Genomic DNA, 17,125 nt, shown 5'->3' with positions numbered 1-17,125 from the left:
TGAGCTTAACCCGTTTGCCGGGCATGCCTAGAACGTTTGTGCAGATGGTAGGGGCTGTGGATAAAACCAAGCGCCTTGACCCGTAGGAGAGGCCTCAGCCGCGAAATTCGCCGATAAATCCGCTCCTACAAATGCTTGGCAATCCTGTTTGCGAGCGATGCTTTAGTCGGCCTGCGCGGGATACCAGCGCGGCGTATACACCCACTCGCCGCCGTCGGCACGCGGAAAGCGGCGGGTCTGGCTGGAGCCGATGATCACCAGGGTGCGCATGTCGACCATCTCCGGCGTCAGCTCGCCCAAGGTGAGGCTGCGCAGGGCTTCGGCGGGGCGGCCAATATCGCGGCCAAGCACCACCAGCGTTTCCGGCGCGCGGTGCTGGCGCAGCAGCTCCAAGGCGCGGCCGAGCTGCCAGGGGCGGTACTTGGAGATCGGGTTGTAGAAGGCCATGGCCAGATCGGCGAGGGCGGCGTGCTCCAGACGCTTCTCGATCACCGTCCAGGGCTTGAGGTTGTCGGACAGGGAGATCAGGCAGAAGTCGTGACCCAGTGGAGCACCGGCCTTGGCCGCGGTGGCCAGGGCGGCGGAAACGCCTGGCAGTACCTCCAGTTCTACGCCTTGCCAGGCCATGTCCTGCGGGCTTTCCAGGGCTTCCATCACGGCGGCGGCCATGGCGAACACGCCGGGGTCGCCCGAAGAAATCATCACCACCCGGCGGCCCGTGGCGGCCAGTTCGAAGGCGTGGGCGGCGCGCTGCAGCTCTTCGCGGTTGTCACTGGGGTGCAGGCATTGATCGGCGTGCAGCGGGCCGGCCATCTTCACGTAGGTGTCGTAGCCGAGCAGGTCTTCAGCTTCGTCGAGGGCACGGCGCACGGCGGGGGTCATGTGCTCGGCGGCGCCAGGGCCGAGGCCGACCACGCTGAGGCGGCCACGGCGCTGGCCGAGGCGTTCGATATCCAGTGGCTGTTCGTCCAGCAGCAGGCGCAAGCCGTCACCGATATGGTGTTCGGCTGGCAGCGCGGCTGTGCTGTGGATAAAGCGCAGCGGCAAGTTCAGTGCCTGCGCTGCTGCGTGCAAATCGGCGTTGGCCATCCAGGTTTTGTCCGCGAGCAGCACTGCCAGCGCTTGCGGTGCCAGGTTGGCAGAGCTAAGCGCTTGCTGCAGGCGTGCGGGCAGGTCGGCACCGGGGCGTTCGATCAGCGCGGCGGCGCAGCGCGGGTGGATCAGCAGTTCGTCGGGTTGCGTCGGGCGCGCCTGCGCGGTGATGTGGATGACCCGGTTGGCGGTGTTATCCACAGGTAACTGCGCGGCTTCCAGCCAGGGCGCCTGGCCTTCGATGCGCACCGTTTCGCCGCCGAGTAGATCGCTGACGAAGCGCTTGCCTTGTTGCAGGTCGGCCAGCGCATAACCGGCAGGCGGCTCCAGCAGGCAGGTGCCGAAGCGCAGCTCGCCGCTGGTGGTGATGGCCGGCGTCACGCCCAGGTGCGCGGCGATCTCGCGGGCCAGGCGGTTGACCCCGGCCAGGCCGCCGAGCAGCGGCACCACGGCGCTGCCATCCTCGGCCAGGGCCAGTACCGGCGGCTCGGCGCCCTTTTCCGCCAGCAGCGCGGCAAGGCTGCGGATGACGATGCCGGCGGCGCACAGCACCACCAGCGGCTGACCAGCGCGATACAGCGCACGCAGGTGCTCGCCGAACTCATCGTAGTGACGCTCGGCGCCATCGGCACGGCCGCGCAAGCCATGGATCACGGCCTGTGGATAAAGCACCTGGAGGCGTTGTGCGGTGGCCAGCGCACTGGCGCCGAGGATGACGATGTTCATGCGGTAAATCCTGTAGCCCGGATGTAATCCGGAGAATAGGTCGCGATCCGTGGGAGGCGCTTTAGCGGCGACTGTCGCGGCTGAAGCCCCTCCCACAATGACCGTATATCAACGAGTGATTGGTAGGGCGGGTGCAACCCGCCGGCTCGCTGTCGGCGGGTTACACCCGCCCTACGGGATTACCCTCGCCATTTTTGGCCGGGCACCAGAATCATGGAAAAGTACGGCGACTCCATCGGCTCCACTTCGTCCAGCGCCACTATCTTCTGGCTGGCCATGGTCGCCCGCTCGACGTAATGGGCGCGCTCGTCCAGGCCGAGCTTGCGCAGCACCCGGCGCACCTTGTCGAAGTTGCGCCCGAGCTTCATCACCACCGCTGCTTCGGCGTCGCGCAGGCGCTGTTCCAGCTCGTCTTCCGGCAGCACGCCGGACAGCACGCTCAAGCTCTGGTTGCGGTACACCAGCGGCGTGCCGAGTACCGAGGCGCAGCCGAGCATGGAGCACACGCCGGGCACCACCTCCACCTCATACCGGCCGGCCAGGCGGTCGTGCAGGTACATGTAGGAACCGTAGAAGAACGGGTCGCCCTCGCAGATCACCGCCACGTCCTGGCCTGCGTCCAGCAGCCGGGCGATCTGCTCGGCGCAGGTGTCGTAGAAATCGGCGATCACATCCTCGTAGGACAGCGGCGGGGCCAGCTTCTCGGTGGTCACCGGGTAGACCAGCGGCAGGCGCTGCTGGGCGGTGTCCAGATGCTGTTCGATGATGCCGAAGGCATTACCGCCATGGCCGGCGTTGTGTTTGGCCTTGGCCACGAAATAGGCCACCACCGGTGCCGATTTCAGCAGGCGCAGGGCCTTGAGGGTGAGCAGCTCGGGGTCGCCAGGGCCGACGCCGAGACCAAGCAGACGACCGGCCATCACTCCACCTCCGAGGCCAGCGCGTTGACCGCCGCCACCGCCATGGCGCTGCCGCCACGGCGGCCACGGACGATCACGTAGGGCACGCCACGGCTGTCTGCGGCCAGGGCGTCTTTCGATTCCGCCGCGCCGATAAAGCCCACCGGCATGCCGATGATCAGGGCCGGCTTCGGTGCGCCGGCGTCGAGCATTTCCAGCAGGTAGAACAGTGCGGTCGGCGCGTTGCCGATCACCACCACGCTGCCCTCCAGGTGTTCGCGCCAGTGCTCCAGGGCGACCGCCGAGCGAGTGTTGCCGACTTCGCGGGCCAGCTCCGGTACGCCGGCATCGTGCAGGGTGCAGATCACCTGGTTGCCGGCCGGCAGGCGCGGACGGGTGATGCCCTCGGCGACCATCCGCGCATCGCAGAGGATCGGCGCGCCGGCCAGCAGGGCTGCACGGCCAGCCGCGCCGGCACCGGGGGAGAAGCGCAGGTCTTGCACCACGTCGACCATGCCGCAGGCGTGGATCACCCGCACGGCGAGTTTTTCCAGGTCGGCGGGGATGCCATCGAGGTTGGCTTCGGCGCGGATGGTGGCGAAGGAGCGGCGGTAGATTTCCTGGCCGTCGCGGATGTAATCAAGCATCGGGGGTTCCTGCGGGGTGTTGGCGGGCGAACCATGCGCCGGCCTCGTCGATGGTCATGGCTGGCGCCAGCAGGCGGCCGAAACCGGGCACTTCGGGCGTGCGTTGATAGAGCTGGTAATGGTCGGGTGTGCTGGCCAGCAGGGTGTAGGGCTGCACCCGTGCGCTGGCGCAACTGCGTGGGCAGGCGCTGAGGTGCACTTGTGGTCGGGTGCCGCTTGCGCGAAGCAGATCGGCCAGGTGCAGGGCGTGGTGTTTGCTATCGGCCAGGCCGCGCGCGCAGGCCGCCGAGCCGGTGCAGGCGACCAAACCGAGCAGCGGCTCGTCGATATGGGTCAGCAGGCCCAGTTCGCCCAGTGCTGCCAGCAGTTCAGCGCTGGCGGATTCAGGCACATTGCCCAGCAGCAGGCCCTGCCAGGGCGTCAGGCGCAGTTCGCCGTCGCTGTGGCGCTCGCTCAGCTCGGCCAGCGCCAGCAGTTGTTCGGCATGCAGGCGGCCCAATTGGGCACCGGCTGCGACCATGCACAGGTCGCTCTGCGCTTGTGGATAAATCCCTGCCGGGGCGCGGCTGGTGCGATCGGCAGGTTGCCCATTGGCCGGTGGTGCTGGCTGCAGGGTGAAATTCAGACGCGCTTGTAGGCGCTGCAGCAGCTCGGTCGGCGTGATATCCGCCAGCAACTGGCGCATACGTGTCTGCTCGGGCGTGGCCAGTTCGAGGAACAGCAGCAGGAGCTGGCGCACCAGCTCGACGGCGTGCGTCGCTTCGATCCGCGCCAGCGGCGCCTCAAGGGGGCAGCCGGCCAGGCCCAGCAGCAGGTGCTGGTCGTCTTCGGCGGCCAGCCACAGGTCGTGCGGGTGTTCGCGCATGGCCAGGGCTTCGCCACCGTCGAGCTGCAAGGCGAACTTGGGCGATAGCGCATGCAGCGCCGGAGTGTCCTGCAGCAGGTCGAGAAGTTGGCTGGCCAGCGGGCGCACGTCCATCCGTGCCTGCGGATCGAGGCCGGCGGCGGGGCTGAGCAGCAGGTTGCGCACATCGTCAGCGGCGGCCACGCGCGGGCCGAGACCGGCGCTCAGCAGGGCGTCGATCAGTGCGCTTTCCTGGCCGGGGAGCACGCCACGAATCTGCAGGTTGCTGCGGTTGGTCAGCTCCAGCACGCCGCTGGCATGCTGCCGCGCGGCCGCGGCAATCGCCCGCGCCTGCGCACCGCGCAGCACACCGCCGGGCAGTTTGACCCGGCAGATACCGCCGTCCAACGCAGGCACGATGCGCAGCAGGCCGGGGCAGGCGGAAGGGCGGAGGGAAGCGTTCAAGCAGTCACCTGTGGATAACGACGCGGCGACCGAACCAGCGAAACCCGCCCGCAGGGGATTTCATGGCATCGGTACACCCCGCCCGATGTTGGCACTCGCGACCAGCGTTCGTCGGCAGGTCTCCTGGCTGACAGGTCTTGATCGGCCGCGGCCTTCCCGGAAATCCAGTGGCGCAGGTGCGGCAGACTCGCTGTTTACAGTTGCGGGGGCAGCCACGGTTTTACCGTGTTCCCTCTTGGGGTAGCTCTGAAATGGCCATTACCGTCACTCCCGCGAAGGCGGGAGCCCAGGTACTACGGAGATTCTGGATTCCCGCCTGCGCGGGAACGACGACTATTTCAGCGTTTCCTTAGGCCCTTGAGTTGTATCGACTCAAGGGCACCGACGAAGGCGCTATTATGCCCGCTTTGCCCGGAGCGCGGACAGGCGCTCCGTCGGGCCTGTGCGAGGACATTGGATGAAACCCTGGTTGACCCTGGTCGGCATCGGCGAAGACGGCTACCCCGGTCTGGGCAAGGCTGCACGCCGCGCCCTGCTGGCGGCCACGCGTATCGTCGGTGCGCCGCGTCAGTTGGCGTTGCTGCCACCGTGTATCAGCGGCACACGAGAGACCTGGCCCAGCCCCTTCGACCTGCAACCACTGCTGGCACGACGCGGCGAGGCGGTGTGCGTGCTGGCCAGTGGCGACCCGATGTTCTACGGCGTCGGCGCCAGCCTGGTACGCCAGGTGCCGGCCGACGAGTTGCGGGTACTGCCGGCGCCGTCCTCGGTGTCGCTGGCGGCGGCGCGCCTGGGCTGGCCATTGCAAGAGGTAGAGGTGGTGTCGCTGGTCGGCCGGCCGCTGGCCACGCTCAACGCCCGACTGTATCCAGGCACGCGCCTGCTGGTATTAAGCGCCGATGGTGAAACGCCTGCGCAGGTGGCCGAAGCCCTGCGTACGCGCGGTTTCGGCGCCAGCCGCCTGACCCTGCTGGAGCACCTTGGCGGACCTGACGAGCGCCGCCTCGATGGCCTGGCCGCGAGCTGGAACCTGCCGCGTGGCGCCGATCTCAATCTGCTGGCCGTGGAGTGTATGGCCGATGCTGGTGCGCAACTGCTGCCACCGACTTGCGGCCTGCCGGATGATGCCTACCGCCACGACGGGCAACTGACCAAGCGTGACGTTCGCGCAGTCACCCTGGCGCGCCTGGCGCCACTGCCCGGCGAACTGCTGTGGGACGTTGGTGCCGGCTGTGGCTCTATCGGCATCGAGTGGATGCGTGCGCACCCGGCTTGCCGCGCTATCGCCATCGAGGCCAATGACGGACGCCAGGATCATATTCGCCACAACCGCGATGCCCTCGGCGTGCCCGCCCTGCAACTGGTCGCCGGGCATGCGCCCGAGGCCCTGGCCGGACTGCCGGCGCCAGATGCGATCTTTATCGGCGGTGGAGTTACCGTGCCTGGCGTGCTCGATGATTGCTGGGCCGCGCTCAAGCCGGGCGGGCGCCTGCTGGCCAATGCCGTGACCATTCAGAGCGAGGCGGCGCTGGTCGCCTTTCGCGAGCGGCATGGCGGCGAACTGCTGCGTTTGACCGTGGCCCAGGCACAACCGCTGGGCGGCTTCGACACCTGGCGCGCGGCGCTGCCAATCACCCTGCTGACGGTGCACAAACCTTGAACCGGCGCATTCTGTTGCTCGGTGGCACCACAGAAGCGCTGCGCCTCGCCCGTCGCCTTGGGCTGGAAACCATCTACAGCCTGGCCGGCCTCGGTCGGGTGCCGGCCGATTTGCCGTGCCGCGTGCGTGTCGGTGGCTTTGGCGGCGCCGAGGGGCTGGCTGCCTTTATTGCCGATGAAGGCATCGAGCTGCTACTGGACCTGACCCACCCCTACGCTGCACAGATCAGCCATAACGCCGCCCGCGCCGCAGAAGTCGCCGGCGTGCCCTGTTGGGCATTGCGTCGCCCTGGCTGGCAGCCCGGCACCGATGACGACTGGCGCGAAGTGGACGACTGGGATGCACTGACCCGCGCGCTGGTGCCGTTCGAGCGGCCGTTCTTCACCTCCGGGCGCGAGCCGCTGGCGCATCTGCATGAGATTCCCGAACACCAGCACTGGACGGTGCGCTGCCTGCAGGCCGAGCCGGCGCCGCTGCGGGCCGAGGTGATCGGTGCCCGCGGGCCGTTCTCCCTGGACGAGGAGCGCGCGCTGTTCGCCCGCCTGCGCTGCGACGTGCTGGTGAGCAAGAACAGCGGCAGCGCCTCAACCGAGCCGAAGTTGCAGGTCGCCCGTGAGCTGGGGTTGCCGGTGTTGTTGCTGCGCCGTCCTGAGCTGCCGATGGTGGCGCGCGAGTTCGCCGAGTCGGAGAGCTTGTGGGAGGCGCTGCAGCAGCGCCTCTGATACGGACTGTCGCGGCGAAGTTCGCCGGTTGGTGGATACGCCTCTGGGTGTACGCGGCAAGCTGGTGCGCGCGGCGCACCCTACGTAGGAGCCGCGCTGGTTGATCAGGCTGTGCGTCTGACCTTGAATGCAGCATGCAGGTCAGCCGTCGGCGTGGGCGCGAAGCACATTCTGTCGAATACGCCATTGAGGTGATCGACCAGCAATTGGGTCGCGCACGGGATGTCGCCGGCCTCCAGCGCCGTTATCAGCGCCAGGTGTTCCTGGCAGGTGCGCGCCGAATAGACCGAGCCTCTGCTCAGCGCGATGTTCAGCGCTGAACGCGACAGCAGGCCGCGGAGGAATTCCAGCAGCAGGTTGTTGCCGGCAAGCTCCGCCAGCTTCAGGTGGAACTGGCCGGCCTGCTCGATCAGGCCGGCGCCATCGCCAGCTGCCAGGCAGCGCTGCTGCTTTTCCACCAGGGCGTGCAGCTCGTGCAATGGGCTGTCCGCCAGGTGCTGGCCGAGCTGGCGAATGACTTCCGCCTCCACCAGCAGACGTGCCTCCAGCACCTGCCTGGCCTGGCGTTCGCTGGGCCTGCTGACCTGGGCGACCTGCCTTGGCTCGATGGTTACCGCACCTTCCTCGGCAAGCTTGGTCAGGGCGCGTTGTATGGTCCATTCACTGACCCCGAAGATCCGCCCAAGGGTACCTTTGTCCAGTTTCGCAGTGGGCAGCAGCCGTTTTTCCAGAATCGCCGCGTAGATGCTCTGGTAGACGAAGTGGCTGGTGAGTCTGGCGCCGCTGCCGTCCTGGCGAGCGGTCTGGATGGGCTGCTGAACAGCTGCGTTTGCACTCATGATCATACCTGTCGACTGGTTCGGGCTGCGTGCAGGCGAGCGTCTGTACCCACGTAGCGCCTGGGTGAAAAATGTCGGGTTGGTCTGCCGCTTGGCGGCGGTTTAGGCCAGCGGTACGCGGAGGTTGATATTCAGGCGGGTGCCTTCGTTGAGGATGTGCTGGCGCATCGCCTGGCTGGCCTGCTCGCTGTCCTGGCGGCGAATGGCACGCAGGATCGCCTCGTGTTCCTGGAGGATGTCCTCGGCGTAGTCTGAATTGCGCCGGACCAACTGGTCGCTCTGCTCCAGAGCGCTGCCGATCTGCCTGGCAATGCTGAGGAACATGGGGTTGGAACTGAGCGCCACCAATTTGCGGTGGAAGCTGGTATAGGCGCTGGCGAGGGCACGCATGTCGCCGTCCTCGACTGCTTCACGCATGTCCAGCAGCAACAGGCGCAACTGGCTCAGCTCGGAGCCATCGAGTGACTGCGCGACCAGACCGACGATGAACGGTTCCAGCGCGTAGCGCAGTTGCAGCACGTCGGCCATGGTCGCGCTGGGCGGCGCCTGTACCTCCGGCAGCGCGGTGCCCTGGCGCTCCAGCACCATGACACCCTTGCCGGGCAGCGAGCGCACCACGCCCAGGGTTTCCAGGATGGTGATTGCCTCGCGCAGGCTGGGGCGGCTGACCTCCATCTGCTCGGCCAATTCGCGCTGGCCCGGCAGCATCTGGCCGACTGGCCACAGGCCCTGTTCGATGGGGGCGAGCAACTTGCGGACAACCGCGTCGACCAGCTTGGATGACGAAAACATGAAGCCTCCCTAAACCGCGAAACGATGAGTGCAGGCACGCGCCCGGGCAGGACCACGCTCACCGCCGGCCACTCGTTGTGGCCTGGCGATGAGAGCAGACCGGCCCTGGCTTGTCATCAGCCGCGCGCCTCGCTTTCCTGCGCTACCGCCACACGCATCGGGCTGGAGTCCCGGCTAGCGATAGGCGCACAGGCCTCGCCATTGAGTACTGCGTGGGCGCGCTGCAGGTCGATGTCGTTGTCCCAGCGGGCGATAGCCACGGTGGCGGTGCAGTTGCCGATCAGATTGGTCAGCGCCCGGCCGATGCCCATGAACCAGTCGACCGCCAGCACCAGCACCAGGCCTGCCGCAGGGATGGCCGGCACCGCGGTGAGGGTCGCGGCGAGGATGACCAGGGCCGAACCGGGGATGCCGTGGGCGCCCTTGGAGGTGATCAGCGAGACCAGCAGGATGGTGAGCAGGTCGCTCATCGCCAGGTCGGTGCCGGTGGCATGGGCGATGAACACCACCGCCAGGGTCAGGTAAATGGAAAAACCATCGAGGTTGAACGAGTAGCCGGTGGGGATCACCAGGCCGACGGTGGAGCTACGGATGCCCATGTGTTCGAGCTTGCGCATGATCTGCGGCAGCACGGCGTCGGACGAGGCCGTGCCCATGACGATGGTCAGCTCCTCGCGGAAGTAGCGCAGGAAGGGCACCAGCGGCACCCCGCACAGGCGCAGCACGCTGCCCAGGACGATCAGCACGAACAGGAAGCAGGTCACGTAGAACACCGCCACCAGCGCGCCGAGGTGGCTGAGCGAGTCGAGGCCGTACTTGCTGGTGGTGAAGGCCACGGCGCCGAACACACCGATCGGCGCCAGGCGCACGATCATGCCCATGATGCGGAAGATCACGTGGCTGAACTCGTTGATCAGCTTGGCCACGCCGCTGGCCTGCTCGCCGACCAGGTTCAGCGCGCTGCCGAACAGCACGGCGAACAGCAGCACCTGGAGGATGTTGTTCTCGGCGAAGGCACCGAGCACCGAGGAGGGGATCAAGTCCATGATGAAAGTCGCAGGGCCGTGCAGCTCCTGGGTGCGGCTGGCATAGAGCGCGGCATCGCTGGTCGACAGCTCGTTGAGGTGGAGGTTGGCGCCAGAGCCCAGGCCCAGACCATAGGCCACCACCAGCCCTAGAATCAGGGCGAAGGTGGTCAGCACCTCGAAGTAGATCACCGATTTCAGGCCGATGCGGCCCACCTTCTTCAGGTCTCCGGCACCGGAAATGCCGCTGACCACCACGCAGAAGACAATCAGCGCGATCAGCATCTTGATCAGCTTGATGAAGCCATCGCCAAGGGGTTTCAGCTGGGTGGACAGTTCGGGCAGGCTGAGGCCGCACAACACGCCGAGCACCAGGCCTATCACGACTTGCAGGAATAGCGAGCGGGGAAGCAGTTTGATGAACATCGTCGAGGTCTCCGTTCGGCGCGTCATCCATGCCCTCACGGAGGCCCAGAAGCGAACGCCAGATTGTTTTTATGGTCTTACCGGTCTGACCAGTTTAGGCTAAGCGCAATTTTTCCAACCGACAAGCCCCCGTCTGGCGGATCATGCTGGGCAGGCAGTGGCTCGACATGACGAAATGCCCGATTTAGAGAGCATTGATGCAGATTTAAGACCGTCGGTCAGGCAGTTTTTATCTGCGCTGGGTGCTGCGCTTGGCGCATGGCGATGCGCGGTTATACAGCGGGAATGCTGCAGCGACCGGTCAGACCGGATGACTGAGTCGACGCGCGGGACGCGCTCGGGGTACGGACATCGCGCCGAAGCGGCTAGACTGCCGGCCCGTTTTGGAGACCGCCATGAGCCAAACCCCCTACGCCCGCGTTCTGTTCATCGGCCCCGGCCTGGGTCGTGGTGCGTCGTCCGAGCGTCTGCAGCAGCGGATCGAGGCGCTGCTGGGCGAGGCGCACCTGCACGACAGCGAGCAGGATGGTTTTTGGCAGGCCATCGACGAGGCGCCGCGTCCGCTGCTGGTGGTCGACCTGGAGCCGCGCGCTGATGCCGCGCACCGCGACTGGTTGCGCGAGCGCATCGCCGAACGCGGTGACGGAGTCGAGGTGTTCGTGGTCTGCACGGCGCTGGAGGACACCTGGCTCGATGGCCTGAGTGCGCTGCTCGCATGCCACGAAGCACATCTCCCCTGCAGCGACGTACCGCCTGTGCCGGCGCACCACGCCTGGTCGCAGATTCCGCCGCATGCGCAGCGCCTGCTGCTGTGCAACGGCCCGCGCTGCACGCGCAAGGGCGCGCTGGGCCTGTGGAAAACCCTGCGCCAGCGACTTAAGGCTGCCGGCAAGCTGGAGTGCGAAGGCGGCGTGCACATCACCCGCAGCCAGTGTCAGTTCCCCTGCGACCTGGGTCCGACCGCGAGCCTTTATCCACAGGGCGAGTGGTACGGCATCAAGGATGAAGCGGCAGTGATTCGCCTGGTCGACGAGCGCCTGGTGGCGGGCACGGCGTTGCCGGATTTGCGCATCGACGAGCAGGCTTGACGCCCGCCCCCTTTCGCGGCTGAAGCGCAATGCCACCCAGCCGCTCCTAAAGAGGAGCAATCGCCGCTAAAGCGCCTCCCACGGTGTGCCAGGCGAGGGCATAACCTGTGGGAGGGGCTTGCGGCTCGGGCGTCCTGCTGCGCTCTACCTCCTGCACCCATGCAGCCCTAGCCGCAACGGCATACACGGGCCACGCGCCTTGACTTGAGCGGGGGCGAATGGTCATATCCGCCCCGCTTCAGGTGTCTCACGCCGCCGCGCGTGAGGTTAAACGGGAAGTCGGTTCAAGTCCGACGCTGCCCCCGCAACGGTAAGCGAGCGACCGCATCGATATGCCACTGTGCGCCACGCGTATGGGAAGGTGATGCGTTCATGACCCTCGCAAGCCCGGAGACCGGCCTGGAGTCGTTTGTGTCTGGCAACCCGCGGTGGGCGGGCGTTGACTCCAGTAGGGCGCCCCGTGCCCCTGTCTGCTGTTGCGCATTTTCCATCGGATTGCCGTGCCTTTTCTCTTTGCGATGGAAGCAATATGGCGCGCTATCCCCTGTTTCAAACCTCTGCATCGTTCGCGTTGCTGTTGGCCGCTCCGGCCATGGCTGACGAATCCCCTGTCGATCTCCCCGCTGTCACCGTCCAGGCGCAAGCCGCGCAGGAGGGCGAGACCAGCCTGCACACGCCGACCACGGCTGGCTCGCGCCTCGACCTGTCGGCCCTGCAAACCCCGGCCAGTACCACCAGCCTGAGTGGCGCCGAAGTACGCGAGCGCAACAACCGCAGCGTGCAGGATGCCGTGACCCGCACGCCGGGTATCAGCACCATCGGCACGCCGGGCAACGGCGGCACGGCGCTGTCGGCGCGTGGTTTTACCGGCCATTCCTCGACCATGCAGCTGTACGACGGCACCCGCCAGTACATCGGTGCGGGCACCGTGACTTTCCCGGTGGATACCTGGTCGGTGGAGCGCATCGACGTGCTGCGCGGCCCGGCCTCGGTGCTCTATGGCGAAGGCGCCACCGGCGCGGTGATCAACGTGGTGCCGAAGAAGCCCTTCGCCGGCGAGATCCGTAACCACCTGCGCGTCGGTTATGGCAGCGATGACCGTCGCCAGGCCGCGCTGGACAGTGGCGGCTCGCTGAACGATGGCTTGAGCTACCGCCTGAATATCAACCAGCAGGCCAGCAATGGCTGGGTCGACCGGGGTGATTCCGAGAGCCTGGCGCTGAGCGCTGCGCTGCGCTGGGATGCCAGCGACGACCTCAGCTTCAGCCTGTCCCACGACCAGGGCGACCAGAGCCCCGAGCGCTACTTCGGTACCCCGCTGGTCGATGGCAAGTACCGCGAGGGTATTCGTGAGCGTAACTACAACGTCGCCAATGCCGACATTCGCTACAACGACCAGATCACCCGCCTGAGCACCGACTGGCGCATCAACGACGCCCTGAGTGCCAGCAACCAGCTCTACTACATCAAGACCCAGCGCTACTGGCGCAACGCCGAGACTTACCGCTGGCAACCCGGGGACCTGATCAACCGCAGCAGCTTCTACGAGATTAAGCACACCCAGGAACAGGTCGGCGACCGTCAGAGTTTCACCCTGAATCACAGCCTGTTCGGCCTCGACAGCCGCACCGTGGTGGGCGTGGATTACAACCGCATCCACTTCGCGCGCCAGCACGATTTCGCCAGCAGCTTCAGCGACACTGTCCCGCTTGCCGGCTCCGGTGGTGATCAGTACCAGAGCAATGATCCGCGCGGTTATGGCCCACGCGAACGCAACCTGGCGCGGCAGTTCTCGCTGTTCGCCGAGAACCGCACCCAGCTGACCGAGCGCCTGTCGCTGGTTACCGGGGTACGGCGTGATCAGGTGCACATCCAGCGTGACGATCTGCTCAGCGAGAGCAGCGTCGACCGCAGCCTGAGTGGCGGCAACTGGCGCGCCGGCCTGGTCTTCGCCCTGACGCCCGAGCTGTCGCTGTACGGCCAGTACGCCACCAGCACCGAAGGGGTGAACAACCTGCTGACCCTCAGCCCGAGCCAGCAACAGTTCGACCTGAGCGAAGCCAAGCAGAGCGAAATCGGCCTCAAGCAGATGTTCTGGAACGGCCAGGGCGAGTGGACGCTGGCCGCTTACCACATCGTCAAGAAGAAGCTGCTCAGCCGCGAAACCCCGGCTTCGCCCACCGAGCAGATCGGTCAGCAGTCCTCCGACGGCCTGGAGGCCACGCTGGAGCTGGCCCTGGGCAACGGCTGGCAGGTATCGGCCAACGCCGCCTTGGTGCGTGCCGAGTACGACGACTTCGTCGAAGGTGGTGGTGACCGCAGCGGCAATCGCCCGAGCAACGTACCGCGGCGTACCGCCAACCTGTGGCTGAACAAGGCGCTCGGCCAGGGCGTGGATGTCGGCATGGGCGCGCGTTATGTCGATGCGCGCTACGCCGATACGGCCAACCAGATCGAGGTGCCCGGCTACACCGTGGTCGACGCCAACATCGCCTGGCAGGCGCTGCCAGACGTGCGCCTGGGCCTGGAGCTGAACAATCTGTTCGACCGCCAGTACGCCACCACCGCCAGCAGTGCCGGCCAGCAGTGGTACCTGGGGGCGCCGCGTTCGTTGTTCGTCACCGCGGACTACAGCTTCTGATGCAGCGCCTGCGTATCCGCGAGCTGGCCTGGTCGCCCGACGGCCAGCGCCCGCTACTCGACGGCATCGACCTGGACGTTGCTGACGGCGAGCTGCTGGGGCTGATCGGCCCCAACGGCAGCGGCAAGACCAGCCTGCTGCGTTGCGCCTACCGCTTCCAGCGGCCCTGTGCCGGCAGCGTCGAGCTGGACGGCGAGGCGCTATGGCAGCGCTCGCCGCGCTGGAGCGCGCAGCGGGTGGCGGTGGTGTTGCAGGAGTTTCCCCAGGACTTCGGCCTGCGTGTGGCGGAGGTGGCGGCCATGGGCCGCACGCCGCACAAAGGGCTGTTCGATGGCGACGATGCCGAGGATCGCCGCCTGGTCGACGAGGCGCTGGCGCGCGTTGGTCTTGGCGCGCTGGCGCAACAGCCGTTCGCCCGACTGTCCGGCGGCGAGAAGCAGCGCGCGCTGCTGGCTCGTGCCCTGGTACAGCAACCCCGGCTGTTGATCCTCGACGAGCCGACCAACCACCTCGACCCGCGTTACCAACTGGAGCTGCTGCGGCAGATCAAGGCGCTGGGCCTGGCGACCCTGGCCAGCTTCCACGACCTCAACCTGGCAGCGGCCTTCTGCGACCGCCTCTGCGTGCTCGACCAGGGCCGCCTGGTGGCCGCCGGCACGCCCGCCGAGGTGCTGAGCGCCGAGCTGTTGCAGCAGGTGTTCGGCGTGCAGGCGCTGGTCGATACCCATCCACTGGCGGGTTATCCGCGTATTACCTGGATTGTTTGATGATTGTTCACACGCTGGCTGTTCTCCCTCTCCCATTTATGGGAGAGGGCCGGGGAGAGGGCGCTAGCTGCTTTTCCCTCTCCCCCGGCCCCTCTCCCGCAAGCGGGAGAGGGGAGTTTTCCCTCCGCCACCTGATAACGCTCTGCTTTCTTGCTCTGGGCTGCAGCCCCGCCTGGGCCGTCACCGTCACCAGTTGCGACCGCCAGGTGAGCATCGAGCAGCCGCCGCAGCGGGCGGTCAGCCACGACATCACCCTGACCGCCATGCTCCTGGCCCTGGGCCTGAAAGAACGCATGGTCGGCTACAGCGGTGTCAGTGGCTGGAAGACGCCGACGCCCGAGCTGCAGGCCGATCTGGACGAGCTGCCCGAGCTGGCGGCGCGCTATCCGTCGCTGGAGAACCTGCTCGATGCCGGCGCTGACTTCTTCTTCGCCGGCTGGAACTACGGCATGCGCATCGGTGGCGAGGTCACCCCGGCCAGCCTGGAGCGTTTCGGCATCCCGGTGTACGAGCTGAGCGAGTCCTGCGCGCATGTCATGCCGGATCGCGTCGCCAGCCTCGATGATGTCTACAACGACCTGCGCAATCTGGGCCGCATCTTCGCCGTCGAGGATCGCGCCGCTGCGCTGGTGCACGGCATGCAGGCGCGTGTGGCGGCAGTCAGTACTCGCCTCGGCCAGCAGCCGACGCGGCCACGGGTGTTCGTCTATGACAGCGGTGAGGACGTGCCCTTCAGCGCCGGGCGCCTGGGCATGCCGCAGCCGCTGATCGAGGCAGCCGGCGGGCGCAACGTGATGGATGGGGTGGCAGCCAACTGGATGAAGGTGGGCTGGGAGTCGGTGGTCGAACAGGACCCGGAACTGATCCTGATCGTCGACTACGGCGAGCGCACGGCCGCGCAGAAGCGCGATTTCCTCCTGCAGCATCCGGGGCTGCAAGGCGTGACAGCGATCCGCGAACAGCGCTTCGTGGTGCTGTCCTACCTGGCCGTCACCCCAAGCCTGGAGAACGCCGCCGCCATCGAGACGCTGGCCGCCGCGCTGCACCCCGAGGTCTTCGCCCAGTGAGTCGATTTCGTCTGTTGTTGCTCGGCTTGAGCGTGCTGCTGGCGCTGTCCTGCGCCGTCTCGCTGGGGTTCGGCGCGGCGCAGGTGCCGCTCGAGCGGGTGCTGGCGATTCTCGCTCAGCACCTGTTTGGCATCGCGCCCGAGACGGCGGTGAGCGTTGGCCAGGACAGCATCGTCTGGCAATTGCGCGCGCCGCGGGTGCTGCTCGGTGCACTGGTGGGCGCCGGGCTGGCGCTGGTGGGGACGGCATTGCAGGCAGTGACGCGCAATCCGCTGGCCGACCCGCACCTGCTCGGCGTCAGTTCCGGCGCGGCCTTCGGTGCGGTGCTCGTGGTGCTCTACCTGGGTGAGTTCGCCGGCCTGCTCAGCCTGCCGCTGGCGGCCTTCGCCGGCGCCCTGGCGAGCATGCTGCTGGTGCTGGCCATCGCCAGCCGCAGTGGCCGACTGGAGAGCGACCGCCTGCTGCTGGCCGGGGTGGCGGTGTCGTTCGTGATGATGGCGGCGAGCAACCTGCTGCTGTACCTGGGCAACCCACACGCGGCCAGTTCGGTGCTGTTCTGGATGCTCGGCGGCCTGGGCCTGGCGCGCTGGGAGCTGCTCTGGCTGCCGGCCGTGTGCCTAGCGTTGGCGCTGGCCGTGCTGCTGGGCCTGGGCCGTGCGCTGAACGCGCTGATGGCCGGCGAGCAGAGCGCGGTGAGCCTCGGCCTGGAGCCACGGCGGGTGCGCCTGCTGGTGTTCGTGGTGGCCTCATTACTTACCGGTGTGCTGGTGTCGCTGTCCGGTGCCATCGGTTTCGTCGGCCTGATGTTGCCGCATGTGGCGCGCTTTCTGGTCGGCGCCGAGCATCGTCGTTTGCTGCCGGTGGCGGCGCTGCTCGGTGCGCTGTTCCTGGTCTGGGTCGATGTCGCGGCGCGCACCTGGCTGGCGCCGCAGGACCTGCCCATCGGCATCGTCACCGCCGCCATCGGCGGGGTGTTCTTCGTGCTGTTGCTGCGTCGGCGCTGAGTCGCTGAATTTTTTTCAATCCCGCTGTAACGCCTGTTCGTCTCGTTGCTCTAGTTCAATGCCGGCACACAAAACCCTATTCGCCCGGCCAACCAGATCACCCGAGGATACGCACATGACCATGAAATCTACCGCTGCTACTGGTGCTGCTATCGCCTTCGCTGCTGCCAGCATGTTCGCTGCTCTCTCCAGCACCGTAGCAGTGGCTGAGGAAGCCAAAGTACATTGTTACGGCGTCACGTCCTGCAAAGGCCAGAATGACTGCAAAACCGCCGAGAACAGCTGCAAAGGCCAGGGTGCTTGCAAAGGTCACGGTTTCAAATCGATGACCCTCGCTGAGTGCAATGCCGCCAAAGGTACTGTCGGCGAGTAAGTGAGCCGGGGCGGCCGCCGTGCGGTTGCCCCGCATCACCCTGCAAGG

The 17,125-nt window shown here is 66.8% G+C and carries 15 protein-coding genes and 2 riboswitches; of the genes, 8 read left to right on the top strand and 7 right to left on the bottom strand.

From position 1 onward, the window contains the following. Positions 1-162 precede the first annotated feature (162 nt). From cobJ to cobG, 4 genes are all read right to left on the bottom strand, one after another. Positions 163-1,818: a precorrin-3B C(17)-methyltransferase gene (gene cobJ / locus BM059_RS10905; protein ID WP_074938605.1), complete on the bottom strand. Its 1,656-nt coding sequence runs from the start codon at positions 1,816-1,818 to the stop codon at positions 163-165. Between the two features lie 179 nt (positions 1,819-1,997). Continuing rightward, on the bottom strand, positions 1,998-2,738 hold the full coding sequence (locus BM059_RS10900) for a precorrin-2 C(20)-methyltransferase (RefSeq protein WP_074938604.1): 741 nt from the start codon (positions 2,736-2,738) through the stop codon (positions 1,998-2,000). Then, on the bottom strand, positions 2,738-3,364 hold the full coding sequence (locus BM059_RS10895) for a precorrin-8X methylmutase (protein ID WP_074938602.1): 627 nt from the start codon (positions 3,362-3,364) through the stop codon (positions 2,738-2,740). The genes BM059_RS10900 and BM059_RS10895 overlap by 1 nt, the downstream gene beginning before the upstream one ends. Then, on the bottom strand, positions 3,357-4,673 hold the full coding sequence (gene cobG, locus BM059_RS10890; protein ID WP_074938600.1) for a precorrin-3B synthase: 1,317 nt from the start codon (positions 4,671-4,673) through the stop codon (positions 3,357-3,359). The genes BM059_RS10895 and cobG overlap by 8 nt, the downstream gene beginning before the upstream one ends. A 96-nt stretch (positions 4,674-4,769) precedes the next feature. After that, positions 4,770-4,954: riboswitch (cobalamin riboswitch) on the bottom strand. Positions 4,955-5,130: 176 nt separating this feature from the next. On the opposite strand from cobG, the gene cbiE reads away from it, so the two are divergent. Next, complete coding sequence (cbiE, locus tag BM059_RS10885; RefSeq protein WP_074938598.1) at positions 5,131-6,333, top strand: precorrin-6y C5,15-methyltransferase (decarboxylating) subunit CbiE; 1,203 nt, start codon at positions 5,131-5,133, stop codon at positions 6,331-6,333. Continuing rightward, positions 6,330-7,055 carry a cobalt-precorrin-6A reductase gene (locus tag BM059_RS10880; RefSeq protein ID WP_074938597.1) on the top strand — a complete coding sequence of 242 codons (726 nt, stop codon included), beginning with the start codon at positions 6,330-6,332 and terminating at the stop codon, positions 7,053-7,055. Before cbiE ends, BM059_RS10880 begins: the two co-directional genes overlap by 4 nt. 104 nt (positions 7,056-7,159) lie before the next feature. Here the strand turns inward: BM059_RS10880 and BM059_RS10875 are convergent, their stop codons facing one another. The 3 genes from BM059_RS10875 to BM059_RS10865 form a co-directional block, all read right to left on the bottom strand. Next, positions 7,160-7,894, bottom strand: coding sequence for a GntR family transcriptional regulator (locus tag BM059_RS10875; protein ID WP_051563889.1), 735 nt, complete (start codon positions 7,892-7,894; stop codon positions 7,160-7,162). Between the two features lie 102 nt (positions 7,895-7,996). Then, positions 7,997-8,686, bottom strand: coding sequence for a FadR/GntR family transcriptional regulator (locus tag BM059_RS10870; protein WP_036999351.1), 690 nt, complete (start codon positions 8,684-8,686; stop codon positions 7,997-7,999). A gap of 116 nt (positions 8,687-8,802) precedes the next feature. Continuing rightward, positions 8,803-10,164: a C4-dicarboxylate transporter DctA gene (locus BM059_RS10865; protein ID WP_370737349.1), complete on the bottom strand. Its 1,362-nt coding sequence runs from the start codon at positions 10,162-10,164 to the stop codon at positions 8,803-8,805. A 368-nt stretch (positions 10,165-10,532) separates the two neighbouring features. Here BM059_RS10865 and BM059_RS10860 point away from each other — a divergent pair, with 368 nt between their 5' ends. The 6 genes from BM059_RS10860 to bufA2 all read left to right on the top strand — a co-directional run bounded on the left by BM059_RS10860 (position 10,533) and on the right by bufA2 (position 17,077). Further along, positions 10,533-11,225 carry a (2Fe-2S) ferredoxin domain-containing protein gene (locus tag BM059_RS10860; RefSeq protein ID WP_074938595.1) on the top strand — a complete coding sequence of 231 codons (693 nt, stop codon included), beginning with the start codon at positions 10,533-10,535 and terminating at the stop codon, positions 11,223-11,225. A 223-nt stretch (positions 11,226-11,448) separates the two neighbouring features. Next, positions 11,449-11,642, top strand: a riboswitch (cobalamin riboswitch). A gap of 112 nt (positions 11,643-11,754) precedes the next feature. Beyond that, positions 11,755-13,866: a TonB-dependent receptor gene (locus BM059_RS10855; protein WP_074938593.1), complete on the top strand. Its 2,112-nt coding sequence runs from the start codon at positions 11,755-11,757 to the stop codon at positions 13,864-13,866. Continuing rightward, positions 13,866-14,633, top strand: a complete 768-nt coding sequence (locus BM059_RS10850) for an ABC transporter ATP-binding protein (RefSeq protein ID WP_074938591.1) — start codon at positions 13,866-13,868, stop codon at positions 14,631-14,633. Before BM059_RS10855 ends, BM059_RS10850 begins: the two co-directional genes overlap by 1 nt. Before the next feature lie 131 nt (positions 14,634-14,764). After that, complete coding sequence (locus BM059_RS10845; protein ID WP_074938969.1) at positions 14,765-15,700, top strand: ABC transporter substrate-binding protein; 936 nt, start codon at positions 14,765-14,767, stop codon at positions 15,698-15,700. Then, the gene (locus BM059_RS10840) at positions 15,697-16,704 is read left to right on the top strand and encodes a FecCD family ABC transporter permease (RefSeq protein WP_074938590.1); all 1,008 of its coding nucleotides are present in this window, start codon (positions 15,697-15,699) and stop codon (positions 16,702-16,704) included. Before BM059_RS10845 ends, BM059_RS10840 begins: the two co-directional genes overlap by 4 nt. Positions 16,705-16,819: 115 nt before the next feature. Beyond that, on the top strand, positions 16,820-17,077 hold the full coding sequence (gene bufA2, locus BM059_RS25630) for a BufA2 family periplasmic bufferin-type metallophore (protein ID WP_036999341.1): 258 nt from the start codon (positions 16,820-16,822) through the stop codon (positions 17,075-17,077). The last annotated feature ends 48 nt before the right edge of the window (positions 17,078-17,125 follow it).

This window comes from Ectopseudomonas composti (assembly GCF_900115475.1).
Taxonomy (GTDB): domain Bacteria; phylum Pseudomonadota; class Gammaproteobacteria; order Pseudomonadales; family Pseudomonadaceae; genus Aquipseudomonas; species Aquipseudomonas composti.
This window is presented reverse-complemented; position numbering and strand designations above follow the sequence as displayed.

Excerpts from the sequence above, each read along its gene's own strand:
- bufA2 (WP_036999341.1), top strand. The coding sequence starts at position 16,820 with ATGACCATGAAATCTACCGCTGCTACTGGTGCTGCTATCGCCTTCGCT.
- cbiE (WP_074938598.1), top strand. The coding sequence starts at position 5,131 with ATGAAACCCTGGTTGACCCTGGTCGGCATCGGCGAAGACGGCTACCCC.
- BM059_RS10875 (WP_051563889.1), bottom strand. The coding sequence starts at position 7,894 with ATGAGTGCAAACGCAGCTGTTCAGCAGCCCATCCAGACCGCTCGCCAG.
- BM059_RS10860 (WP_074938595.1), top strand. The coding sequence starts at position 10,533 with ATGAGCCAAACCCCCTACGCCCGCGTTCTGTTCATCGGCCCCGGCCTG.
- BM059_RS10900 (WP_074938604.1), bottom strand. The coding sequence starts at position 2,738 with ATGGCCGGTCGTCTGCTTGGTCTCGGCGTCGGCCCTGGCGACCCCGAG.
- BM059_RS10865 (WP_370737349.1), bottom strand. The coding sequence starts at position 10,164 with ATGACGCGCCGAACGGAGACCTCGACGATGTTCATCAAACTGCTTCCC.
- BM059_RS10855 (WP_074938593.1), top strand. The coding sequence starts at position 11,755 with ATGGCGCGCTATCCCCTGTTTCAAACCTCTGCATCGTTCGCGTTGCTG.
- BM059_RS10850 (WP_074938591.1), top strand. The coding sequence starts at position 13,866 with ATGCAGCGCCTGCGTATCCGCGAGCTGGCCTGGTCGCCCGACGGCCAG.
- BM059_RS10895 (WP_074938602.1), bottom strand. The coding sequence starts at position 3,364 with ATGCTTGATTACATCCGCGACGGCCAGGAAATCTACCGCCGCTCCTTC.
- BM059_RS10870 (WP_036999351.1), bottom strand. The coding sequence starts at position 8,686 with ATGTTTTCGTCATCCAAGCTGGTCGACGCGGTTGTCCGCAAGTTGCTC.
- cobJ (WP_074938605.1), bottom strand. The coding sequence starts at position 1,818 with ATGAACATCGTCATCCTCGGCGCCAGTGCGCTGGCCACCGCACAACGC.